Here is a 24,848-nt window from a genome sequence, read left to right as displayed (position 1 = left end):
CCCCTCAACCGACGAGTTCGAGTTCAGTCTTGCTGCGGCGAAAGCCCCAGCAGCGCGCGGATCGCCGCCCGATCGACGCCGCTCGCCGCGAAGTCGTCAAAGGGCCGGTCGGTTACGCGGATGATGTGATCCCGGATGAACGGAGCGCCTTCGCGCGCGCCGTCCTCGGACCGCTTGAGCGCACACTCCCATTCGAGCACCGCCCAGCCGGCATAGCCATATTGCGCCATCTTGCTGAAGATGCCGACGAAATCGACCTGGCCGTCGCCCAGCGAGCGGAAGCGGCCGGCGCGGTTCACCCAGCTCTCATAGCCGCCATAGACGCCGGTCCGCCCGGTCGGATTGAACTCGGCATCCTTGACGTGGAAGCACGAGATCCGGTCGTGATAGCGGTCGATGAAGTCGAGATAGTCGAGCTGCTGCAGCACATAGTGCGACGGGTCGAACAGGATGCGCGCGCGGGGATGGTTGCCGACCGCCGCGAGGAACCGTTCCCAGGTCGCGCCGTCATGAATGTCCTCGCCGGGATGGATTTCATAGGCGCAGTCGATGCCCGCTTCCTCGAACACGTCGAGGATAGGAATCCAGCGCCGCGCGAGCTCGGCGAACGCTTCCTCGACCAGTCCCGCCGGCCGCTGCGGCCAGGGATAGACATAGGGCCAGGCGAGCGCGCCCGAGAAGGTCGCATGGGCGTTAAGCCCGAGATTGGCGCTTGCCCGTGCGGCGAGCTTGACCTGCTCTACCGCCCAGGCCTGGCGCTCGGCCGGCTTGCCGTGCAGCTCGGCCGGGGCGAAGCCGTCGAACAGCTGGTCATAGGCCGGATGCACGGCGACGAGCTGGCCCTGCAGGTGGGTCGAAAGCTCGGTCGGCTCGACGCCGAATTTGGCGAGCCGGCCGCGCAGGTCGTCGCAATAGGCCTTGCTCTCGGCCGCCAGTTTCAAGTCGATCAGCCGTGGATCGCAGGGGATCTGGACGCCGACATAGCCGAGCGCACCGGCCCATTCCGCAAGGCCGTCGAGCGTGTCGAACGGCGCGGTGTCGCCCAGGAACTGGGCCAGGAAGATCGCGGGACCCTTCATCGCCTTCATGCTGCGGCCTCCGTCCGGCTGTCGTCGCGGAAGAAGAGCTGGAACAGCACGGCGATGACGGCGGCGGCGATCGCCGGGTACCACCACATCTGGTGCCAGTCGGCGATGGTCGAGGCCTGGGGCAGCTGCGCGTAGAGCAGCCCGCCGATCTGTGAGCCGAGCAGCATGCCGACGCCGTAGGTGAACAGGGTCAGCATGCCCTGCGCCTGGGCGTTGACGCCCTTGGGCGAGGCGATGGTGCCGGTATAGATCGCGCCGGCGACGAAGAAGAAGTCGTAGCACACGCCGTGCAGCGCCACGCCGAGATAGATCGCCCAGAGCGAACTCCCGCCGTCGCCGATCGCGAACAGCGCATAGCGCAGCGCCCAGGCGATCATGCCGACCAGCAGCAGCGGCTTCACCCCGAAGCGGCGGTACAGCCAGGGCATGGAGAACATGAACACCAGCTCGGACATCTGCCCGATCGCCATGGTGCCGCCGACATTCTGGATGCCCGCCACGCCGAGATAGGCCGAGGCATAGGCATAGTACATCGCCAGCGGGACCGAGATCAGCGTCGCCGCCAGGATGAAGATCAGATAGGAGCGCTGCCGCATCAGGCCGAACGCCTCGACGCACAGCACCTGGCGCACCAGGCTCTCGTCACGTGGCGCGTCGGGGGCGACGTTGGGCAGTGTCAGGCTGTAGAGGCCGAGCGCGATCGAGACGATCGCGGCGACGCGGAAGATCTCCGGGCTCGCCGACAGGCCGACCCAGCCGATGATCAGGCCCGCGACGATCCAGCCCAGCGTGCCGAAGGCGCGGACGAAGGGGAAGCGGTCCGCGCGCTCGCCGAAGCTCTTCAGTGCGATCGTGTTCGCCAGGCCCACGGTCGGCATGTAGAGGACCATGTAGCCGAGCAGGACCCAGACGAAGGTGGTGCCATTCTCCGGCGTCACCAGCGCGGGCATCACCAGCAGGATCGCGCCGCCGACCAGGTGCAGGATCACCATCAGCGCCTTGGGGCTCAGATAGCGCGTCGCCGCCATGCCGAGCAGGAAGGATCCCGCAATCGAGGCGATCGGGCCGACCGAGAAGGCATTGGCGATCAGGCTGCCGATGCCGACGGTCTGCATGACCAGGCCGAGCGTGACGTTCCACGCGCCCCAGACGAAGAACTGCATGAACATGAGCGCGCTGAGGCGCCCCATGAGCAGCCCCGATACCGGACGCTGCGATGCCGCAAGCGCATCATTGCCCAACGTGGCCATGAAGCCCCTCTCCCATTTTTCCGCTGCAGTTTTCCTGCTTGCCGGGACTCAGGCTACGCAGGTCGAAAGTCGATGTAAAGGATTACATCGCTCGACAGGACCGTGTAACGAGTTACATCGATGTCAATGCCGACCATCATCCAGGTCGCCGCGATGGCGGGCGTCTCCACGGCCACCGTCTCGCGCGTCATGAGCCACCCCGACCGCGTCGCCGAGGCGACTCGCCGGCGCGTGCTCGAGGTGGTCGAGTCGCTGGGCTACAAGCCGAACGTCGCCGCCCGCACGCTGCGCACACTTCGCGCCGCCAAGATCCTCGTGACCGTCCCCGACATCTCCAACCCCTTCTTCGCCAGCGTGATTCGCGGCGCGGAGGAAGCGGCGCGCGATGCCGGCTATGCGGTCGTCGTCGGCGATACGCGGCACGATCCGTCGATCGAGGATCAATATGCCGACATGCTGTCCAGCCGCGAGGTCGACGGGCTGATCTTCCTCGGCCATCGCCTGCCGGACAATCTGCGCCCGCTGATGGCGATGCAGGGCGCCCGCGCGCCCGTGGTCAATGGCTGCGAGTACAGCCCCGATATCGGCGTGCCGAGCGTGCACATCGACAATGCCGCCGCCGGCTGCGACGCGGTCGAGCATCTCATCGGACTGGGGCATCACGACATCGGCCTCGTCACCGGCCCGCATGTCAGCCCGATCAGCCGCGATCGCCTCGCCGGCGCGATGCAGGCGGCCGAACGCCATGGCCTTCGCGACCGGCTGCAGGTCCGCGTCGGCGACTATTCCGCCCAGTCGTCCGCCGACCATGTCCCGGACCTCGTCGCGCAGGGCGTGACCGGGTTGTTCTGCTTCAGCGACGAAATGGCGATGGGGGCAATCAGCGCAATCCGCCAGGCGGGCCTCTCGTGCCCGGATGACATCTCGGTCATCGGCTTCGACGACCTGCCGCTCGCCCGCTTCTTCCAGCCCGGCCTCACCACCATCGCCCAGCCCAAGGGGCGCATCGGCCAGCAGGCGGTCGAGCTGCTCGTGAACATATTGCAGGGCGGCGACAGCCCGGTGAGCCAGATCACCCTGCCGCACGAGCTCGTCGTCCGATCCAGCACCAGGCTGATCGGCTAGCCGCCCGCCGGCTCAGCCTTCGCCCAGTATCTCGCGCAGTTCCACCGCCCGGCCCTCGCGCGCGCTGCGTTCCGCCGCGGCACCGATCGCCACCGCCTGCAGCCCGTCCCGCGCCGAGACCTCGACCTTGCCCTCCCCGCGCACCGCCCGGGCAAAGGCCTCGTGCTGGTGGAAGGTCGCGCCGTGATGCGAACCCGCCGCCATCGCGACTTCGTCGACGCGCACCAGTTCGCGCTCCACCTGCTTCGGCGCACGCAGCGGCACACGCGGCGAGAAGACCAGCTCGCCCGGCGGCACCAGGACGTCGAGCCGGGCGCGGTCGCCGGTCGCCGATATCTCTTCCTGATGCTCCACGCCCTCGGCGAACATGCACAGGTCGAGCATCGCCCGCGTGCCATCGGCGAAATCGACGATGGTGAAGCTGTTGTCGATGATGTCGGGCGTCTCGCCGTCATAGCGTTCGTCGCGGTGGTTCACGTCCATCGCGCCGGAGCAATAGACGCGCACCGCCTCGCTGCGGGTGATCAGCCGCATCAGGTCGAAGAAGTGGCAGCATTTCTCGACCATCGTCCCGCCGGTGTTGCGCGAGAAGCGGTTCCAGTCGCCGACCTTGGGGAGGAACGGGAAGCGATGCTCGCGCATCGAGACCATCTGCAGCTTGCCGACGCGGCCGCCATGGACCTGCTCGACGAAGCGCGCGACCGGCGGCATGTAGCGATATTCCATGCCGGTCCAGAACGGCGCGGCGCGACCTTCGGCCTGCTCGACGATCCAGCGCGCATCCTCGATCGTGGTGGCCAGCGGCTTCTCGCACAGGATCGCCACGCCCCGATCGAACAGCGGCTGCAGGACCTGCCGGTGGGTGTTGTTCGGCGAAGCGATGACGACGGCGTCGATCTCGCCCTTCTCCGCCAGTTCCTCGACCGATCGGAACCGGGCGGGCCGCGCCTCCCCCAGAAAGGCATCGGCCCAGCCCAGCGACGCCTCGACCGGATCGGCGATGGCCGTGATCTGCGCGCCCGGAATCAGGCGGATGTTGCGGATATGCTCGCAGCCCATCATGCCGGTGCCAACGATGCCGTAGCGGATTGTCTCGACCATAATTCCTATGCCAATGCTGGGATTAAACTTCTTGGCGCGAACCGCCGAACGAGCGCAAGAGTAGCGCGGCGGACGACGGGAGAAGATTTTCTATGGCCAAGTGTGAAGTCAGCTGGTTCTCCGCGCTGTGCGACGACGATTACGAGTTCCTGGGCGTACCCGAACCCAGGCTCCAGTCCAGCTGGGAACATTGCCGCGACATCGCGCTCCAGGCCGAAAGCCTCGGCTTCGACAATATCCTGCTCCCCTCGGGCTATGCGCTAGGCATCGACACCACGGCCTTCGCCGCCGCGATCGCCACCTGGGTCCGGCGCATCCGCCTGCTGATGGCGGTCCGGATCGGGGAGAACTGGCCGCCCCAGCTCGCCCGCCAGATCGCGACGATCGATCAGATGCTGGGCGGCAGGCTGGCGATCAACATCATCTCGAGCGACCTGCCTGGCGAAACCCTGGACAGCGCGCCGCGCTACGCCCGAACGGTCGAGGCGATGGAGATCCTGCGCACGCTGCTCAACGGCGAGCCGCTCGACCATGAGGGCGCGTTCTGGAACCTCAAGCTCAAGCCGCCGCGCATCGCCCCGGTGTCGGGCCGCGCGCCCCAATTCTATTTCGGCGGACTCTCCGAAGCCGCGCGCGACGCCGCTGCCAAGGGCGCGGACGTCTATCTGATGTGGCCGGACACGCTGCCGGCGGTACGCGAGACGATCGCCGATCTGCGCGCCCGCGCCGCCAGGGAGAGCCGCAGCCTGCGCTTCGGCTACCGCGTCCATGTCGTGGTGCGCGAGACCGAGGAGGAAGCCCGCGCCGCCGCCGACCGCCTCGTGTCGCATCTCGATGCCGGCACCGGCGCCCGGATCCGCGCCAACTCGCTCGACAGCAGCTCGGCGGGCGTGCGCCGCCAGGCGGAGCTGCGCGAGGCGGCGGGCGGCGAATATGTCGAAGACAATCTCTGGACCGGGATCGGCCGGGCCCGCTCCGGCTGCGGCGCGGCGATCGTCGGCGATCCGGACCAGGTGCTCGCCAAGCTCCAGGCCTATCAGGCGGAAGGGATCGAGGCGTTCATCCTGTCGGGCTATCCCCACGCCGCCGAGGCCGATCTGTTCGCCCGCCACGTCCTGCCCCGGCTCGATCACGGGCCACTGGGATAAGCCAATCGCTCCGCTCCCGCCTCTCCCTCCCACAGCCCTCCACGCAATCCCCACCATACAACTAGGGATTGATAGATTTTCTTGGTGGCCCCGCGGCCGGCGCAGCCTAGCATCCGCCCCATGAGCTATGCGCGCCAGTCAGAGCAGTTCGCGGAACAGGGCTATGCCGTGTTCGATGGGGTGCTGAAGGGCGAGCTGCTCGAATTGCTGCGCGCGCAGTGCGATGCCTTTGTCGCGCGGGAAGTCGCGCGGATGGACGCCGCCGGCACCGATACGCTCGGCATCAGCCATCGCGGCCGGCGCTATTTCGCCAATGAATGCCAGCGCGAGCAGCCCGCCCTGCGGCGCATGCTGTTCAGCCCGCAAATGGCCGAGCTGTGCCGGGCGACGCTCGGCGACACCGCCTATTTCTTCTTCGACCAATATGTCGTGAAGGGCCCCGAGGGTGGCCTGCCGTTCAGCTGGCACCAGGATTCGGGCTATGTCGTCGGCTATGGCGGTCCGGCGGACCACCTGCCCTATCTCACCTGCTGGTGCCCGCTCGACGATGCGACGATCGACAATGGCACGGTACGCGTGGTGCCGGGCAGCCATCTGCGCGGCATCGTTCCCCATGCGAAGCGCGAGGGCAGCAACGACCTGGCCGCCGAAGTCGATGAAGCGGAAAGCGTCGCGATCGAAGTGCCGGCGGGCAGCATCGTCGCCTTCTCCAGCCTGACGCTGCACGCGACCGGCACCAACCGCACCGACAGGCCAAGGCGCGTCTATCTCGCGCAGTACACGGCCGAGGCGATGCTCAACCCCGGGACGAAGCAGCTGCGCCGCAACGCCATCCCGCTCGTCCAGGGCGGCCGCCAGGTGAGCTTCGCATGACGCTGTCGCCGGGGCGCCGCTGGGCCTTGTTCGCGCTGCTGCTGGTGGCGGGCATCCTCAACCTGGTCGATCGCCAGATCATCTCGGTGCTCAAGCCGGTGATCTCGGCCGATCTCGGCTGGAGCGACAATGATTATGGCACGCTCGCCGCCTGGTTCCAGGGATCGGCGGCGGTCGCCTTCCTGTTCACCGGCTGGATCGTCGACAAGGCCGGCGTCAAATGGGCCAATCCGCTCGGCGTGGCGGCATGGAGCGTCGCGGCGATCGGCCATGCCTGGGCTGCGACGATGGGCCAGTTCGCCTTTGTCCGCGCGGCGCTGGGCGCAACCGAGGCGATGGGCACGCCCAGCGGCATCAAGACGATCGCGACGATCTTCCCGCCGCATCTGCGCTCGACCGGCTATGGCATCGGCAACGGCGTCAACAGCTTCGGCGGCATCCTCGCGCCCCTGCTCATCCCGCTGCTCGCCGCCGGCTATGGCTGGCGCGCGGCGTTCGTGTTCGCCGGCGTGGTCGGCCTGGTCTGGGCGGGTGCCTGGCTGCTCGCGGTCCGCGGCGTGGAGTTCGGGGACACCGCCGCCCCTGCCGCCGAGGCGGACGCACCGGTCTATGGCCCGATCCTCAGGGAGCGCCGCACCTGGGCGATCGCCGTCGCCAAGATCCTGTCGGACTCCACCTGGTGGCTGATGCTGTTCTGGATGCCGGACTTCTTCCACCGCCAGTTCGGCCTGGAGGGCACCGCGCTCGGTCCGCCGCTCGCGATCGCCTATACCGGATCGGCGATCGGCGCGATGGTCGCCGGCACGCTCGCCAGCCGGCTGCTGGTGCGCGGATGGGAACTGGACCGGGTGCGCAAGGGCGCGATGCTGGTTTCCGGCCTGCTGGTACTGCCGGTGCCGCTGGCGCTCTACACCGGCGAATTGTGGCAGGCGACGGCGATCCTCGCGCTGACCATGGCAGGGCACCAGGCCTTCTCGACCACCCTGTTCGCGACGATCGCCGACCTGACGCCGCGCGCAAAGGTCGGCCGGGTGACTGCCTTCGGTGCCTTTTGCGGCAATATCGGCGGCATGGTGATCGTGAAGGTGGCGGGCGCGGTGCTGGCCGCAGGGCTCGGCTATCTGCCGCTCTTCCTGTTCGCCAGCATCTCCTATCTGCTCGCGCTCGGCTGGATCCATCTGCTGCTGCCGCGCATCCGGCGCGCCGAGCCCGATGCCGGGGCAGAGGTCGTTGTGGCGCATTGATACGCTTTCCGCAGCACGCACAACTGAGGTGACAGGATGACGGACAATATCGATCGCCGTGGGGTGCTGCTGGCGGGAAGCGGCGGCGCGTTCGGGCTCTATTCGTGGCAGGCCGAGGCGAAGCAGAGCCGCCGGGAGAAGCGCCAACAACGGCGTCTGAAACGGGTGCCTGGCGTGAAGCCGCGCAACATCCTCTTCGTCCTGACCGACGATCATCGCTACGACGCGATGGGCTTCATGAAGGCCCAGGATTTCGGCGAGACGCCGACGCTCGATCGTCTGGCGCGTGAAGGCGTGCACTTCCGCAACGCCTTCGTCACCACCGCGCTCTGCTCGCCCTCGCGCGCCTCGATCCTCACCGGCCTCTATGCGCACCAGCACCGGGTGGTGGACAACAACCACCCGATCCCGCCGGGCCTGGTCTATTATCCGGAGTATCTGCGCGAGGCGGGCTATGAGACTGCCTTTATCGGCAAATGGCACATGGGTGCGGAGACCGATGCGCCCCAGCCGGGCTTCGATCATTGGGTGAGCTTCAAGGGCCAGGGCAGCTACCTGCCCGATGCGAACGGACTGAACGTCGATGGTCGCAACGTCCCGCAAAAGGGCTACATCACCGACGAGCTCACCGAGTACGCGCTCGACTGGATCGGCAAGCGCGACGGCAAGCGCCCCTGGATGATGCACCTCGCGCACAAGGCGGTGCATTCCGAGTTCATTCCGGCACCCCGACATGCCGGGAAATATGCGGGGGAGACGTTCCGCTATCCCGCCTCGATGCAGCCGGGCGCGCCCGGCCGGCCGATGTGGGTCGAGAACCAGCGCAACAGCTGGCACGGGGTCGATTTCGCCTATCACGGCACGCTCGACATCGCCGATTACTACAAGCGCTACATGGAGACGCTGCTGGCCGTCGACGAAGGGCTGGCGCGGATCCTGGACCTGCTCGAGCAGCGCGGCGAGCTCGACGACACACTGATCGTCTACATGGGCGACAACGGCTTCATGTTCGGCGAGCACGGGCTGATCGACAAGCGCACCGCCTATGAGGAATCGATGCGCGTGCCGCTGCTGGCGCGCTGCCCGGCGCTGTTCGGGCATGGCGCAGTGGAACAAGTGGTCGCCAATATTGACATTGCCCCCACGATGCTGGCGGCGGCCGGGCTCGAGGCGCCCGAAGGGTTGGCCGGCGCGAACATGCTGCCGCTGGCGCGCGGCCAGTCCGTGCCATGGCGCAGCGAGCTGCTCTACGAATATTATTGGGAACGCAATTTCCCCCAGACCCCCACTGTCCATGCGCTGCGCGAAGACCGCTACAAATACATGCACTTCCACGGCATCTGGGACCTGGACGAGCTGTACGACCTGGCCACCGATCCGCACGAGACCGACAATCTCCTGGCCCGCCCGGGCCATGAGGCGCTCGCCCAGCGGATGAGCGAGCGGCTGTTCCGGATCCTCGAGGAAACCGGCGGCATGCAGATCCCGCTCAGCGTCGATTCCGGCGGGCGGAATGAACTTCGGAATGCAAGGGGATCTGTCGGTGCACCCTTCCCGCCGCGCTTCCTCCAGCCCCCCAGGCCCTGACCCGAAGCCCGGCCCGCTGTCCCGCAAAGCAAAAGTTTATTTCCCCACCAAATTGGTAGGATATCCTCTCCCGGAAGCTCAGGGAGTAAACAATGCAAAGAAAAGGATACGGACGCGTCCGCTCGGCGTCGCGCCTTGCCATGCTGGCGGGGAGCGCCTTGGCGGCCCTCGCGCCGGCGCATGCGCAGGAGACCAACGGTACCCCGGCAGCGCAGGACAATGGCGAGATCGTCGTCACCGCGCGCTTCCGCACGGAGTCTCTCACCGATGTGCCGATCGCGATCACCGCGTTGAAGGGTGACACGCTCGCGGCCCAGAATCTCAATACCTTGCAGGACATCGCCCAGACGGTGCCGACGCTCGATTTCCGTGCGGGATCGTCGAACAAGGACCGCTCGACCTTCATCCGCGGCATCGGCACGATCACCACCTCGCCCGGCGTCGAGCCTTCGGTGGCGACGGTGATCGACGGCGTCGTCCTCGCCCGCCCGGGCCAGTCCACGCTCGACCTGCTCGATATCGAGCGCGTCGAGATCCTGCGCGGGCCCCAGGGCACGCTGTTCGGCAAGAACGCCTCGGCCGGCGTGATCAACATCGTCTCCAAGGAGCCCGCCAGGCAGCTCGGCTTCAACGCACAGCTCGGCATCTATGAGGGCGGCGAATACCGTGTCCGCCTGGGCGCCTCCGGCCCGATCGGCGACGATTGGGGTTTCGCGGTCACCGGCCTGCTCGGCGGGTTCAAGGGCAATGTCCGCAACGTCACCACCGGTGACTGGGTCAACGGCTATGATCGGCAGGGCGGCCGCGCCAAGCTGGTCTACCGGCCGGCGGACAACCTCAAGTTCACCCTCGCCGGCGACTATGTCTTCACCTACGAGAATGTGCCGACCGGCGTGTTCGTCTCCACCTCGCGCGTCGCCTATCCCTCCGGCACGGTGACGCCCAATGCGGATCTCGCGGCGATCCTCGCCGCGTCGGGCATCGTGCCGGGCGCGAACAACACCCGGGTCGCGCCGAGCTTCGACGCGGACGTGCGCGACAAGAATTACGGCGGCTCCTTCACCGCAGAGATCGGCATCGGCGATCACACGCTGACCTCGATCACCGCCTATCGTGGCTGGAAGAACCGCCAGCACCAGGATTGGGACTCGGTCGGGCCCCTCACCGCGGCGACCGCCAGGGGCGAGGATATCGGCAAGGTCGATTCCGACCAGTTCTCGCAGGAGCTGCGCCTCACCTCGCCCAAGGGCAAGCTGATCGACTATGTCGTCGGCCTCTATTATTTCCACACCGTCGCCCGCGAGCGCTACCAGCGCGGCGTCACCCGCCTCGTCGCCGGCACACCGGTCTTCGACCTGGGTGTCGCAAACTACCGCACCGATCTGGACAACTACTCGGTGTTCGGCGAGGCCAATATCAACTTCACGCCCCGGTTCCGCGCGATCCTGGGCGGGCGGCTGATCCATGACGATCTCGCGTACGAGCACGCCCGCGTGGCGACCACCGCCACCGGCGTGGCGGGCATCCGCCCCTCCTATTCGAGCTCGGGGGATACCAACCGGACCGACTTCAGCCTGCGCGCCGGCCTCCAGTACGACCTGAGCGATCGCCTGAACCTCTACGCCACCTATTCGCGCGGCTATAAGGGCCCGGCCTACAACGTGTTCTTCAACATGCAGGCGTTCGACGTTAACCCGCTGGCGCCAGAGACCTCGAACAGCTTCGAGGCTGGCCTGAAGGGCAGCAGCGGCAACGGCGCGGTCACCTACAGCCTGGCTGCCTATCTGACCAAGTTCCAGGGCTTCCAGGCGAATTTCCAGGACACCTATCTCGGCACGCTGGTCACCCGCCTGATCAACGCCGGCGACGTCTCGTCCCGGGGTGTCGAGGGCGACATCACGCTGCGGCCCGTGCAGAACCTGCGGCTGAGCGGCGCCTTCGCGTACAACGACGCGCATATCGATCAATTCCTCTGCCCGGCCTCGGCCGGCGGCGCCTGCGCCAATGTCGACGGGCAGCCCCTGCCCTTCGCACCCAAGTGGAAGTTCCATGTCGATGGCAGCTACCGGGTGCCCGTCACCGACACGCTCGGCATCGACCTCCAGAGCGATTTCAGCTGGAAGGACGACACCCAATATTCGATCACCCAGACCCCCGACACGGTCCAGCCGGCCTATGGCATCTGGAACGCCTCGATCGGGCTGGTGAGCGATGCCGGCAAGGGCTGGGAGATCCGCGCGCTGATCAAGAACATCGCCAACCAGCATTATTCACCGGCGATCGGCTATGGCGCGGTAGCGGGCGTGTCGCGCTTCGTGCCGCGTGACAACAGCCGCTATGTCGGGATCAACGCCAATCTGAACTTCTGAGGCAAAGAAGAAGCGGGCGGGCACCTGCCCGTCCGCTTCCCTCCGTTCGTCCCCGATCTATCTGCGCTCGGGAGACCATTGGGCGAGCCAGTCGGCAAGCGCCTGCGGCGTCAGGCTGCGCGCATCCGCCAGCGCCGCGATGCTGCGGCCATTGACCAGCTTGTCGGTCCCGGGATCGACGATCAGCAGCGCGGGCACGCCTTCGAGCCGCGAGCGGATGCCGTAATGCGCCGGGATCTGCAGGTTCTTGTCGAACCGGCCGATATCGACCGTGACGATCTCATAGCGGCTGGCGAGCCAGCCCTTCAGCGCCGGCAGTTCCAGCGTGCCCGCGAGCAATCGGCAATCGAGGCACCAGTTGCCGCCAAGGTCGATGATCAGCCGCTCGCCGGCTCGCTTGGCCCGCAGCTTCGCCGCCGCGACCGCCTGGTCGGCATTGGCGCTCTCGTCATAGGGGAGCGGCAACGGCTTGGGCAACTGCTCGAACGACGTGATCGGCACGTGCGGCGCCCGATCGGGCGCGGCAGCGGCGAGCAGGAACGGCACGGCGAGAACCGCCAGCACGGGCAAGGATTTCATGAATGGCTCCGTTCGATCATTGAGGATGGAAAGGATTCCGCGCGCCCGCCTCAGGCCGCGCTCCGCGGTTCGAATGCCGAGAGGCCGCTCTGCCGCCGGCCAGGTCCTGCAGGCACGGCCAGCAGATCGGCTGCCAGCCGCTCGATCTGGGAATGGTCCCGGATCCCGGAGGCGACCAGCTCGGCGAGCGCCTGGCCCTCGGTCCAGTCGGCAATGTCCGAATTGGCGTTGATGTGACCCAGCTCGCCGGCATCGACGAACGCCGCGCCCCATTGACCAGCGATCTCGCGGGCGCGTGAAACCGTGGCATAGGGATCGTCACGGCTCGCGACCACGAGTGCCGGAAACGGAAAGGCGACATCGAGATTGGGGGCGAAGCGATCCAGCCTCGGATCGACCTCCTGGAAGTCGACATCGGGCGGCGCCACGAGCAGCGCGCCCCGAACCGAGGACACCCCGCTCGGCCCCAGCAGCCGCGCCCACCACGCAACCGTCTGGCAGCCCAGGCTATGCGCGATCAGGACGACTTCGCCGCGGGCTTCGTGGACCGCCTGGTCGAGCCGGCTGATCCAGACATTGCGGATGGGATCGTCCCAGCAGCCAAGGTCCACCCGGTAGCAATCCTCCAGGTCGCGCTCCCAGGCGCTCTGCCAATGCCTGGCTCCCGACCCGTCAATTCCCGGTACGGTGAGCAGCTTGATCGGACCATCCTCGACAAAACGCATGTCACACCTCTCACTGCCGAAGCCTCAGGCAGTGGATGTGAACATAAATCCCATCGATTCGCTATGAATTAAAAACTTGGCGAAGGAGAAGCGGCATTTTGGCCGACTTCACCGCCCCCATCGCCGGGCTGAACGGCAATGAGGCCGCCACCCCGAGGGTGACGGCCCCATTTCACATCGGCAACCGCCGCGATCAGAACCGCAGGCTGAGCGTCCCACGCCCCCCATGCTCCCGGACACCTCCGCCCAGCACGCCGCTATAGCCGATACGCAGGCTCAGCGTGTCGCTCAGATCGGCGCTGAGGTTCAGGTTCGCCGCCGCCGCGAAGCGGTCGATCTCCGCCGAACGCACGTTGAACGCCTGGCCGGCCGCCGCGGTCAGGGCGATGGCCGGGTTGGCGGCGCGATCGCCAAAGGCGGTACGCAGGCCGAGATTGCCGCCCAGCCGCACGCCGCCGGTATCGCCACCGGCCAGCGGCACTTCGCCGCGCAGGCCCAGCTCGGCGATGCCGAGCACACTCTTCTGCTCGCGCACGATCAGCGCCACCGGGCCGCTGCTCTCGGCGAAGCGGTTGAAGCGCACCCGGGTGGCGCTGCCGGCCAGATAGGGCTCGACGAAGCTGCCCGCGCCAGCCTGAATCCGGTAGCTGATCTCGCCGAAGGTCTGGAGCATCACACCCTGCGCCTTGCCGCGTTCGGTGGCGGTGAGGCCCGGCACCGCGATCTGGCGCTTCGCCTTGAGGTCGAGCAATGAGAGCGATGCGCCGGCGCGGACGCGCAGGCCGCCCATCGCGGCGCCGGCGTAGAAGCCCCCGCCCGTCCGGTCGATCGTGGCACGGCTGCCGCGCGCGTCGGCAGGCACGGTGATGCGGGTATAATGCCCCATCACACCGGCGCGCACCGATCCGTCCTCGGTCGCCGAGCCGCCGTCCAGGCCCATGATCATGCCGGCGCGGTTCACGTCATAGCCGGCGGCATTGCCGTCGCTGTCGACGCTGCCCCAGCTGCCGATCACCTGGCCCCAGGCGCCATTGCCCGAAAGCCCGGCATCGGCCGCATCCGCGAGCCGGCCGACCACCGCCTCGCGCACCACCCGCTCGTCCTCCAGCGCCGCCCGCGTGGCGTCGGCATAGATCTCGCCGGAAAGCTGGTCGAGCGCCGCGGGAATCGCCGCGGGAGCGAGGCTGTAGAGCGCGCTCAGCGGCGTCGGATCATAGCCGCCGGTCACCACGGCAGCGTCGAGGCGACTGATCGCGCTCAGCTGGTTGTAGGTGAGCGGAACGCCGGTGCCGAGGACCGCGGAGAGCTGGTTCGGCGCGAGGAGCAGTTGAACCTCGTTGGCGGTGTAGATGATCTTCGGACGATAGGCCAAGCCGAAGCCGTTGAGGCCGCTGACGGTGAAGGTCCCCGTAACGCCGGCATCGGCATGGAGCAGCACGAAGCTGCTGTTGATCGCGTAGTTGCCGCCCAGGTTGATGATCTGCAGCGTGCCGTTCAGCTGCGCGGTGCCGGTCGCCTGGATCCGGTCGGCGCCGCTCGCCTGAACCTCGGCCGCGAACAGCGAGCCCGCCTGGAACAGCACATTGCCGGCGACATTGAAGGTGCCGACGCTGTTGCCCGGCGCGATCGTGCCGCCGCTCTGCACGACGAGCCCGCCCGCCGTGCCGGTGCCCATCACCGTCGCGCCGTTGCGCACCGTGATCGTCGAGTGCGAGAGCAGGCCGTTCAGCGCCAGCGTGCCGGCAAGTACGCTGGTCGCGCCGGTGAAGGTCGCGCTGTTGCCGGTGAAGCTGATCGTACCGGTGCCGGTCTTCTCGAGCAGGCCCGCGCCCGACAGGCTGCCGGCATAGGTGCCGGCCCCGGTCTGGGCGAACTCGAGCGTTCCGTCGTTCCGGATGGCGCCCTGCAGCGAGGCCGTGTCGCCGCGCAGCCTGCCCGCGGAGACCAGCGTGCCGCCGCCATAGCTGTTGGCGCCGGTCAGCGTGGTCGTCCCGGTCCCGGCCTGGACGAAGCCGCCGGTGCCCGACATCACATTGGCCAGCGTAACCGCATCGCTGCGGTTGAGCACCAGCACGCCGTTGTTGGTGATCGCGCCCGAGAGCGCGCCGGTGGTGCCCCCTGTGCCAATCTGCAGCGTGCCGCCCGAGATCGTCGTGCCGCCCGTCTGGCTGGCCGTGCCGGTGAGCACCAGCGTGCCGGTGCCGGTCTTGGTCAGGCTGCCCGCACCCGAGATGGTGCCGGCGAAGGACGAATTGCCGTTGCCCGTCCCCACGCTCAACGCACCGCCACCCAGGCTGATCGCGCCCGATCCGCCGAGCGTGCCGAGCGACACGCCGAAGCCGGCCAGGTTGAACGTCCCAGCGGCGACCTGCTGCAGGGCGGCAACCGTCGCGGCGCCGCTGAAGGTCACCGCCCCGTTGTTGACGATCCCGGTGCCTACCGTGCCAGCCAGGGTCGCGGTGCCGCTGTTGACCAGCCCGCCGGCGAGCGCGCCGGTGCTGGTGAGCGTGGCGTTGTTCTGCACGGCTCCGGTCACGGTGCCGCTGTTGGTGAAGGTCCCATCGTTCTGCACCGCGCCAGTCACCGTGCCGGCATTGGCGAAGCTCGCCTGGTTGACCACGCTGCCGGCGATCGATCCGCCCGCGAGCAGATTGAGCTGCCCAGCGGAGACCGTGGTGGTGCCCGCATAGCTGTTGACCCCGCCCAGGCTGAGCGTGCCGGTGCCGGTCTTGGTCAGCCCGCCGGTGCCCGAGATAGCGGCGTTGATCGTCGCGGCCACGCCGGTGGACACATCGACCACCGAGAAGCCGCCCGTCGTCGCCAGCCCGTTCGCGGCGGTTGCGCCAGCGATCGTGTAGCCGGTGGTGGTGAAGCGCAGCTCCTGGAAGGCTTGGGTGCCCTGCACGGTGACGGCACCACCCGCCGCACCGCCGAACACCGCGACCTGGCTGCGCCAGCTGTCGTTGACGCCATAGCCGGTCGGTGCCGTCCAGTTGGTGCCGCCTGTGCTCCAGATGCCCGCACCGCCATTGCCGCCGGCCGCGGTCGAGCTGCCGGTCAGGTCGCTGCCATCCCAATATTGGATCGCCTGGGGGCTGCTGGAGAACAGGATGTTCACCTGGCCCGCGATGTTGGTGAGCAAGGTCGGAGAATAGCCCCCCGGCAGCGCGCCAAGGTTCAGCCCGTTGTCGGTCAGCGACCCGCCATAGTTGAACAGCCGGTAATAGCCCTCGCCGAAGGTCGGCTGGGCAATGACGTTGAGCGTGCCGTCAAGCGTCAGGTTGCCACCGACATTGACCAGGTCGTTGTTGACCCCGCCGACGGTGCCCGCCTCGCCGAGCTCGAAATTGAGGATGGTCGCGGCACCGAGCGTCAGGTTGCCGGCGATGGTGAGCGTGCCCGGGCTGTTCCCCGGATTGAGCGACGCGTTGCCGAAGGTCACATCGCCATGGAAGGTGCCGCTGCCGCCCAGCGAGCCGCCGTTCAGCGTCAGGCTGGCGCCGTTGTTCACCACGTCGCCGAAATCGCCGCCCAGCACCAGCTTGCCGCTGTCGACGGTCACCGCGCCGGTGAAATTGTCGCTGGCGGTGTTCGAGCCCGTCAGGGAGACCGAAGTGCCTGGCATTGCGGTATTGACCAGGATCGAACCGGCGCCCGAGATCACGCCCGCATAGCTGTAGTTGCTGCTGTTGGCGAAGGTCAGCGAAGCGGGGGTCGGGTTCGCCTCGAACACGGTGTTTCCGCTGCCCAGCGAGCCGCCCGCACCCACGGTCAGCGCCACGCCGCCCCCAATCCGGGTATCGCCATAGCTGTTGGCAGAAGCCAGCGTGAAGGAAGTGGCACCGCCACCCGACAGGCCGAAGCGCACCGTGTCGCCGCTGATCGCGCCGTTGAACGTCGTGCTGGAGCCGCCCACGCCCTGCAGCGTCGCCATGCCGGAAACCTGGATGGTGTTCGACAGCGAGATGGCGGAAACGCCCTGGAGGTTGCGCAGCCGGGTGTCGTCGTCCAGCGTGATCGCGCCGGTGCCGAGCGCCTGGGCGTTGTCGAAGCCGAGCGTGCCGCCGAGCACCGCGTTGGTGCCGGCATAGCTGTTGGCTCCGGTCAGCGCGACCATGCCGGCGCCCGTCTTGGTCAGGCCGCCGCTGCCCTGGATCGTGTTGGCGAACACCCGGTCGAGCGTGCCGTCGAATGCGAGCGTCGCATTGTTGGTGACGGCGCCCGCGCCGATCGCACCGCCATCGATCAGGCGCAGCGTACCGCCGCTGATCACCGTGGTGCCGGTATAGTCGTTCAGCCCGCCCAGGATCTGTTCGCCCGCGCCGGTCTTGATCAGGCCGCCGCTGCCGTGAATCGCGCCGGTGAACGACGCGCTCGGCCGCGTACCGCCAATCGTCAGCGTGGCGGTACCGAGCTGGATATCGCCACCAACGTCATTATGGTGGAGCGACCCGACCGTGGTGTCGAAACCGGCAAGATCGAGCAGCGAGCCCTGCGCGCCCTGATAATTGGCGATCCCGCTCACCGTGCCGGTGAGCGTGACGATCGCGCCGGGCTGCAGGTTGAGGATATCGCCGTTGACCTGGTTCGCGATATGCGCGCTGCCGAAGTTGCTGATCGCGCCGTTGATGATGCCGGTGCTGGTGAAGTCGTCGAAGGTCTGTACGGAGCCGTTGATCACGCCGGAGCCGTGGTTGACCGCAGTACCGGTGATCGACACCAGCGCACCCATCGTCCCGTAATTGTCGAACGCCGAGAAACTCTGGGTGAGCCCATGGATCACACCGGTGCTGGCATTGGTCAGGCTGCCGAAGCTCTGAAGCTGGGCGGTGATCGTGCCGTTGTTCTCGATCGTCGAGAAGCTCTGGACAAAGTCCCCGCTGAGGCTGCCGGTGCCGGCGATCCGGAGCGTGCCGTTGTTGACCTGGAGGAAGGAATTGACCCCGCCGCTCATGCCGAGCGCGATGCTGCCATCCACGGTCAGCGTGCCGCTGCCGTTCTTGATGAGGGTGGAAGCGCCGCCATCGGGGCCGGTGATCGTGCCGCTGAAGAGAGTCGAGCTGTTGTCATAGCCGACCGCGAGCCGGCCGCCGCCAAGGGTGATATCGCCTGCGCCCTGGATCGAACCGACGGAGGTCTGGAAACCTGCGAGGTCGAAGGTCGCGCCCGCCTGGACGTTGAGCGCCGACTGGTTCGAGATCGCGTTGTTGATGCCCAGCCTGAGCGTGCCCGCGGCGATGTCGGTGGCGCCGTTATAGGTGTTGACGGCGGAGAGGATCAGCGTTCCCGCGCCGGTCTTGTCCAGGCCAGCGCCGCCCTGGATGGTCACGCCGATATCGGCGGTGATGCTGCTCGCGACATCGATGATCGAGAAGCCGCCAGTGGTGTTCAGCCGCGCGCTTCCATTGGACGGGCGCAGCGCATAGCCGTTGGTCTCGAAGCGCAGTTCCTCGAAGCTCTGCGTGCCCTCGACGGTGACGATGCCGCCGGCCGCACCGGCGAACACGCCGACCTGGCTCTTCCAGCTGTCGTTGATCGCGTAGCCGGTCGGGCCGGTCCAGTTGGTGCTGGTGCCGTTCCAGGTACCCGCGCCGCCATTGCCGCCCGTCGCGGCGCTGGCGCCCGTGTCTGCCCCATCCCAATATTGGATGGCCTGGGCGCCGCCCAGGCGCAGGTTCACCTGGCCGTTGATGTTGGTCAGGACCTGCGCATCGAGACCGCCGGCGATCGAGCCGATGAGGAGCTCGTTGTCGGTCAGCGTGCCGCCATAGTTGAACAGGCGATAATAGCCGGGGCCATAGCCCGCGCCCGAGGCGATCGTGTTGAGCGTGCCGTTGAGCACCAGGTTGCCGCCGACGGTGACCAGGTCGTTGCTGGTCCCGCCCGGCTTGCCGGGCTCACCCAGCTCGAAGTTGAGGATCGTGCCGGCGCCCAGGTTCAGATTGCCCGCGATGACCAGCGTGCCCGGGCTGTTGCCGGGATTGAGTTCGGCGTTGCCCAGGTCGATACTGCCATGGAAGACACCGCTGCCGCCCAGCGACGGCGCCGTGCCGCCGCAGAAGCAGCTGTCGTCGATCAGCAGCGTCGCAGTGTTGCCCACCACGTCACCGAAATCCCCGTTGAGCACGAGGCGACCGCTGAGCACTTCCACCGCACCGGTGAAATTCTCGGTCGCGCTGTTCGAGCCGGTCAACGTGACCGAGCTGCCGGAATCGGCCTCGATGCTGACGATGCCCGCGCCGATGATCTTGCCGCCAAAGCTGTAGTCGGTGGCGTTCTGGAAGACGAGCGCGGCCGGCGTGGTCGGGTCCGATGCGGCGGCGTCGAAGGTGACGTTGCCGGTGCCCAGCGTCCCGTCATAGACGATCAGCGCCACATTGGGCCCGATCCGCGTCTCGCCATAGCTGTTCGCGCCGTTGAGCCGGAAGATGCTCCCGGCAAAGGGCCCGGAGACGCTGGTGGTGAAGTGCACGTCGCCGCCGCTGATCGCGCCGTTCAGGTCGGTATTGTTGCCCCCGCCGTCAAAGGTCACCGCCCCGCCGAGCGCGATCTGAATCTCGTTGTCGATGTCGAGGCGCGAGCAGCCACAGGCCGCATTGAGCAGCGTGGTGCCGTTCGCCAGCTTGATCAGGCCGGTACCGGCCGCGAAGTCGCTGCCGAGGCCGAGCGTGCCCGCGGTGACGTTGATGCCACCGGCACCGATGCCTTCCTCGAAACTGTCGTCGATCAGCAGCGTGCCCGAGCCGGTCTTGGTCAGCTCGCCCTGGAAGTCGATCGAACCGAACAACTCCAGGGTGAAGTTGCCGGTATCGATCGTGCCGCCGCCCGACAGGATCGCCATGTCGCCGGCAAAGGCGTCCTTGAGCGCCTTCAGCGTCGCGCCATTGTCGATCTCGACCAGTTCGCTCCCGCCAAGGCCGAATTCGCCGACGGCCAGGGTGCCGGCCAGGATCGAGATGTTGCCGACATAGGGGCCGACGCCGATATTCTGGCTGTCGAGATTGTCTCCGCTGAGCGTCAGCATGCCCGCGCCGAGCTTGGTGATCTGGCCGATGCCCGCAATGCTGTCCGCGACGGTGATGTCGTCCGAGCGGTTGAAGATCAGGCTGCCGCCGCCAAGGACGATGGCGCCCGTGCCGAGCCTGCCGGTGGTACCGCCGTCGCCCACCTGGATCGTGCCGTCGGGATTGAGGATCAGCGTACCGCCGGAATAGCTGTTGTCGGCGGTGAGGATCAGCTTGCCGGTACCGAACTGCCCGAGCAGGCCGCTGCCGCCGATCGCGGTGGCCAGGGTGACCTCGTCCGAACGGTTGAAGGCGAGCATGCCGTCGGTGGTGACGGTACCGGTGCCGAGCGTGCCGGTGGTGCCACCATCGCCGACCAGGAGCGTGGCGCCGCCCCCGACGCTCGTGTCGCCATAGCTGTTGGTGCCGCTCAGGATCGTGGTGCCGCCGCCATTGCTGTCCGCGAAGATCAGGTTGCCGCCGGTCAGGGTGCCGGCCAGCACCGTCTCATGGCCATCGGCGTCGATCGTTGCCGTGCCGCCCAGCGCGACCTGGATCGCGTTGGTCAGCGTCAGCAGGCTGCAGCCGCACGAAGCGTTGAGCAGGATCGTGGCGTCCGCCAGCTTGATCGTGCCGGTGCCGGGCGCAGTGCCGTTGGCCAGCGCCAGCGTGCCAGCGGAAACGCTGATGCCGCCGGCGCCCGTGCTGGCCTCATTGAGATCGGTGAGCAGCAGCGTGCCCGACCCCGTCTTGGTCAGCTCGCCCTGGAAATCGACGGCGCCGGACACGGTGAAGCGATAGGTATCGGTATCGATCGTGCCGCCCAGCGCCCCGATCGTCACGCCGCCGCTATGGTCGACGTCCTCGAGCAGACGGACCGCAGCGCCATTGTCGATCCCCAGCGTCACGACCGAGCCCAGCCCCTGCTGGTTGAAGCCCAGCGTGCCGCCCGAGACCAGGATGGCCCCGTCGATCGCATTGGCGCCGGTCAGGTTCAGCGTGCCGCCCCCGATCTTCTCGAAACCGCGCCCGCCATGGTCCTGCGCGATCGTGCCGCTCTGCGTCGCGACATCGGTGCCCAGCACTTCGAACTGCGTCGTGTCCGAGGCGATCAGGATGGTCGCGGCATTGTCGACGCCATCGGCGAAGCTGATCACCGAACCGATCGTGCCGATGATATTGCCCGCGCCACCCGCCGCACCGGTCTCGCCGATCACCAGCTTGCCGTCCACCAGGATGCCGCCGCTCAGCAGGTTGTTGCCCAACATCGTCAGCGTGCTGCCGCTGATGACGGAGAGCCCCAGCGAGGACGTGATCGTGCCGCCGTTGCTGCCGAACACCGCCTCCTCGCCGCTGACCGTCGTCAGGCCGCCGGTGCCCGACGATTCGATGGTCCCCGTGCCGGTGATGCCCAGGGCCTGGCCGAGCCGCAGATCGTAATTGCCGATGTCGAGCGTGCCGCCGCCAAGCACGACGTCCGCGCCGGCAAGGGCGTTCGCATTGCTCTGCAACAGGGTGCCGTCGTTGATCGTCACCGTGCCGGTGAAGCTGTTGCTGCCCGCCAGCGTAAGGGTCCCGCTGCCGGTCTTGGTCAGCCCGCTGCCCGAGAGCGCGCTCATCAGCAGCACGTCATTGCCGTTGGTGTCGAAGACGCCGCCGGCAGCTCCGATCGCATCCAGCCGCGCGGAGATGTCGGTGGTATTGCCGGCGGCCCATTGCAGCCCGCCGCCGTTCAGCGTGATGTTGCCGGTGCCGAAATTGCCGGAGCCGGTGAAGCTGATCAGCCCCCCGGTGATCCGCGTGCCGCCGGTATAGCTGTTGGCGCCGGCCAGTTCGAGCACGCCGGGTCCGGCCTGCTCCACCGATCCGTCGCCGTCGATTGCGTTCGACACGGTGTGCGCATCGGCACGCGCGAAGATCAGGCTGGCGCCGCTCGATACGGTGACATTGCCGGTTCCCAGCGTGCCGCTGGTCGCGCTGCTGCCGCCCGCGCCGATCTGCAGCGCGCCGACAGCGACCTCGGTGGTGCCGCTATAGTCATTGTCGCCACTGAGGATCAGCGTATCGCCGCTGACCTTGACGATGTTCTGGGACCCGGTGATCATTCCGGCGAAATCGCCGCTGCCGATGATGGTGAAGGCACCGTCGTTCAGCAGCGTGCCGGCACCTTCGAGGATATTGAGCGTCGTGCTGGGTTGCACGCCGTTGATGTCGAGCGTCGCGCCCGCATCGATCTGCACCGAATCGAAGGCGCCCAGCGCGAGGCTCATGAATCCGGTTCCCGCCCGGAAAATGCCGCCACCGAAGATGGCCTGCCTCGGCGATCCCCCGCTCACCGATCCGCTGAAGAAGGAAGCGATGATCGTGCCGGTGTCGGTGGCGCTGCCGAAGCGGACTTCCGTATCGCCGCCATAGTTCAGCGTGCCGGTGAGCGTCAGCGTCGTGCCCGTCGCTGCAGCGAGCGTGCCGGTCGCGCCGCTTTCCCAGAAGAGATGGTTGCCGAGTGCGCCGTCGAAGGTCGTACGGAGCGTGCCCATATTGAGCTTGATCGCGCCGCTGCCGATGCTGGCCGGCGCGTCGATCTGCAGCGTGCCGCCACCCAGGACCGTTTCGCCGGAATAGCTGTTGGTGCCCGTCAGGATCAGCGTGCCGGCGCCGGCCTTGCCGATCGATCCGCCGCCGGAGATCACATTGCCCAGTGTTTCGGTGCCGCCCACGTCGAAGCCGAGGCTGCTGCCGCTGTCGAGCTGGATACCGCCGGTGATGCTCCATCCGGCGAGCAGGCTGAGGGTGTTGCTGCCGCCGGTGAAGTGCAGCGCATAGGCGCGCGTCACGCCGTCGCCGCCCGTGCCGCCAGCGATGCTGCCGGCCGTCTCGATCGTGATGTCCGCGCCGCGGATACCGACACCGCCGGCGCCGCCGGCGCCCGCAGTGCCGCCACCGTTCGAGCCCGCACCGCCCAGGCCGCCATAGCCGCCGGTGATCGATCCTCCCGACAGATTGGTGATCACCGCGCCGGCACTGGCGACGATGCCCGCACCGCCGCCGCCGCCCGCGCCGCCATTGGCGGGGCCGCCGGAGAAGAACGTCGCGCCGGCGGCTCCGCCATTGCCGCCATTGCCGCCGGCCACGGTCGCGCTGTTGGTCAGCGGCCCGGTCAGGACCACGCCGTTGCCGCCGCTGCCGCCGCCTCCGCCGCCGGTGCTGTAATTGCCGGCGTTTCCATTGCCGCCATTGCCGCCATTGCCGCCGACCGGGGCAGCCAGGGATCCGTTGGCGCCACCGCCACCGCCGCCGCCAGGGCCGGCGGGATTGACGTTGCCATTGGCGCCGTCCCCGCCGGGATCGGTACCGGCAGCGCCGCCCGCCGTCAGGCAACCGGTAGAGGGGGTGATCGAGCAGGTCGCCGCGCCGCCCGGCTGTCCCGCGTCGCCGCCGGCACCGCCGTTGCCGAAGCCGCCCGAACCACCAGCGCCGCCCTGCTGGGCGAAGGCCGGCGCCGCGATCAGCAGCGCGGCCAGGCCGCCGGTCAGGGCGGTGGCCGAGCGGATCGACCGCCTCGATTTACGCAACCGCTTCCTGGCAGCGCTGAAGATCGCAAACGACTCGATATTGCTCGGCATGTTGATTCCCCTCGGAAAAACCGAGGACCGAGCGCGCGCTTAAGTCAATATACCATATGGGGGCTGCCACGCGGCTCCATGAGGGCGGTGGGCCTGAATATTCACAGGAGTTTTTTCCAAGCCCCTGGAAGAAAATCATGATTAACGCCGCGCAGGTGCGGATCGCGCTCATGGACCTGGTCGATGGGCGTAACGATTTTTCTCTATCGTTTCACGTCTGTCCTCCCGGTCAACCTCCCCCGGCACCGCCCTGTTCCGGGAACGGGACGGCGCTCCGGCGAAGCAGCGTGCGGACGACGAACAGGTCAGGTGCCGGCGAAGGCCGCCGCGGCGGGCGAACAGCGCGAACGCTGCCGCCACGGCCTTCCCCGACGCATCACGGCTTGCGCGGTGCCGCAGGCGCGGCGGCCTGCTGCGGCAGGCGCTCGCGCTCGAAGGTGATGGTCTGGATCCGCGCATCGAGCGCCTTGACCGTATCGGCGGTCAGGTCGTTGGCGAAATTGCCGCCGAGAACGGTGCTGCGATCGAGCAGCAGGCCGCACTTCTTCTGGCCATAGACCTGGGCGATCAGCGGCTGGGCCTCGCCGGCGATCCGACCCATCGCCTTGACCCGGGTGGCTTCGATTTCCTGGCTGTTGTGCGCCGCTAGCGCGCGCAGCGTCTGCCAGCGCTGGGCGAGCTGGTCGCGGCGCTGGCGGGTCTGGGCGTTGTCGGGCTGCCCCTCGAGCGCCCGCGTCTCGGTCTCCAGCGGCGTGCGCTGCGCGTCGACTTCCCTCTGCGCTGCCTGGGTCAGCTCATTCAGCCGCGCGCTCGCCGCCTTGCCGACCGCGGCGTTGGCGAAGATCGCCTCCCGCGAGAGCAGGCAGACGCCGGGGATCACCGGGCCGCCGAGCGGCTGCCCCTGCGGCGCGGCCTGGGCAGGCGTGGCGCCACCGACGGACTGGGCGGCGGCACTGCCGGCGGGAAGAAGCACGGCGGCGGCTGCGCCGAGAACGATAATACGGACCATGGAAACCCCCAGGAAAGATCAGGAACCCACCGAAGCACCGGCAGGTGAAATCTGCGTGACGGCCTCCTGCGAAGCCTGGCGCACGCGCAGTATCTGGAAGCGATCGAGCGACGCCAAGCGGAA

General features: G+C 67.8%; 13 protein-coding genes. 6 read left to right on the top strand and 7 right to left on the bottom strand.

Features of this window, described 5'->3' with window-relative positions; genetic code table 11:
- Nucleotides 1-23: 23 nt before the first annotated feature.
- Both GGR46_RS13405 and GGR46_RS13400 read right to left on the bottom strand, forming a co-directional pair.
- On the bottom strand, nt 24-1,088 hold the full coding sequence (locus tag GGR46_RS13405) for a sugar phosphate isomerase/epimerase family protein (RefSeq protein ID WP_183998442.1): 1,065 nt from the start codon (nt 1,086-1,088) through the stop codon (nt 24-26).
- Nucleotides 1,085-2,278 carry an MFS transporter gene (locus GGR46_RS13400; RefSeq protein WP_246426073.1) on the bottom strand — a complete coding sequence of 398 codons (1,194 nt, stop codon included), beginning with the start codon at nt 2,276-2,278 and terminating at the stop codon, nt 1,085-1,087. Before GGR46_RS13400 ends, GGR46_RS13405 begins: the two co-directional genes overlap by 4 nt.
- A 186-nt stretch (nt 2,279-2,464) precedes the next feature.
- Between GGR46_RS13400 and GGR46_RS13395 the strand changes: the two genes are divergently transcribed.
- On the top strand, nt 2,465-3,463 hold the full coding sequence (locus GGR46_RS13395) for a LacI family DNA-binding transcriptional regulator (protein ID WP_183998441.1): 999 nt from the start codon (nt 2,465-2,467) through the stop codon (nt 3,461-3,463).
- A 12-nt stretch (nt 3,464-3,475) separates the two neighbouring features.
- Here the strand turns inward: GGR46_RS13395 and GGR46_RS13390 are convergent, their stop codons facing one another.
- The gene (locus GGR46_RS13390; protein ID WP_183998440.1) at nt 3,476-4,564 is read right to left on the bottom strand and encodes a Gfo/Idh/MocA family protein; all 1,089 of its coding nucleotides are present in this window, start codon (nt 4,562-4,564) and stop codon (nt 3,476-3,478) included.
- A gap of 92 nt (nt 4,565-4,656) precedes the next feature.
- On the opposite strand from GGR46_RS13390, the gene GGR46_RS13385 reads away from it, so the two are divergent.
- The 5 genes from GGR46_RS13385 (at nt 4,657) to GGR46_RS13365 (ending at nt 11,785) form a co-directional block, all read left to right on the top strand.
- On the top strand, nt 4,657-5,712 hold the full coding sequence (locus GGR46_RS13385; RefSeq protein ID WP_183998439.1) for an LLM class flavin-dependent oxidoreductase: 1,056 nt from the start codon (nt 4,657-4,659) through the stop codon (nt 5,710-5,712).
- A gap of 120 nt (nt 5,713-5,832) precedes the next feature.
- Nucleotides 5,833-6,585 carry a phytanoyl-CoA dioxygenase family protein gene (locus GGR46_RS13380; RefSeq protein WP_183998438.1) on the top strand — a complete coding sequence of 251 codons (753 nt, stop codon included), beginning with the start codon at nt 5,833-5,835 and terminating at the stop codon, nt 6,583-6,585.
- Nucleotides 6,582-7,829 carry an MFS transporter gene (locus tag GGR46_RS13375; RefSeq protein ID WP_183998437.1) on the top strand — a complete coding sequence of 416 codons (1,248 nt, stop codon included), beginning with the start codon at nt 6,582-6,584 and terminating at the stop codon, nt 7,827-7,829. The genes GGR46_RS13380 and GGR46_RS13375 overlap by 4 nt, the downstream gene beginning before the upstream one ends.
- 36 nt (nt 7,830-7,865) lie before the next feature.
- Nucleotides 7,866-9,416, top strand: coding sequence for a sulfatase family protein (locus tag GGR46_RS13370; protein ID WP_183998436.1), 1,551 nt, complete (start codon nt 7,866-7,868; stop codon nt 9,414-9,416).
- Between the two features lie 158 nt (nt 9,417-9,574).
- Complete coding sequence (locus GGR46_RS13365) at nt 9,575-11,785, top strand: TonB-dependent receptor (protein ID WP_246426072.1); 2,211 nt, start codon at nt 9,575-9,577, stop codon at nt 11,783-11,785.
- 57 nt (nt 11,786-11,842) lie between these two features.
- Here GGR46_RS13365 and GGR46_RS13360 read toward each other — a convergent pair whose 3' ends face one another.
- From GGR46_RS13360 to GGR46_RS13340, 4 genes are all read right to left on the bottom strand, one after another.
- Nucleotides 11,843-12,364, bottom strand: a complete 522-nt coding sequence (locus GGR46_RS13360; protein ID WP_183998435.1) for a thioredoxin family protein — start codon at nt 12,362-12,364, stop codon at nt 11,843-11,845.
- Between the two features lie 50 nt (nt 12,365-12,414).
- On the bottom strand, nt 12,415-13,089 hold the full coding sequence (locus GGR46_RS13355) for an RBBP9/YdeN family alpha/beta hydrolase (RefSeq protein ID WP_183998434.1): 675 nt from the start codon (nt 13,087-13,089) through the stop codon (nt 12,415-12,417).
- A gap of 193 nt (nt 13,090-13,282) precedes the next feature.
- The gene (locus GGR46_RS13350) at nt 13,283-23,716 is read right to left on the bottom strand and encodes an autotransporter-associated beta strand repeat-containing protein (RefSeq protein WP_221262723.1); all 10,434 of its coding nucleotides are present in this window, start codon (nt 23,714-23,716) and stop codon (nt 13,283-13,285) included.
- A gap of 376 nt (nt 23,717-24,092) precedes the next feature.
- Nucleotides 24,093-24,725, bottom strand: coding sequence for an OmpH/Skp family outer membrane protein (locus GGR46_RS13340; RefSeq protein WP_183998431.1), 633 nt, complete (start codon nt 24,723-24,725; stop codon nt 24,093-24,095).
- Nucleotides 24,726-24,848: the final 123 nt, after the last annotated feature.

This window comes from Sphingomonas kyeonggiensis, from assembly GCF_014196745.1.
Lineage (GTDB): Bacteria > Pseudomonadota > Alphaproteobacteria > Sphingomonadales > Sphingomonadaceae > Sphingomonas > Sphingomonas kyeonggiensis.
This window is presented reverse-complemented; position numbering and strand designations above follow the sequence as displayed.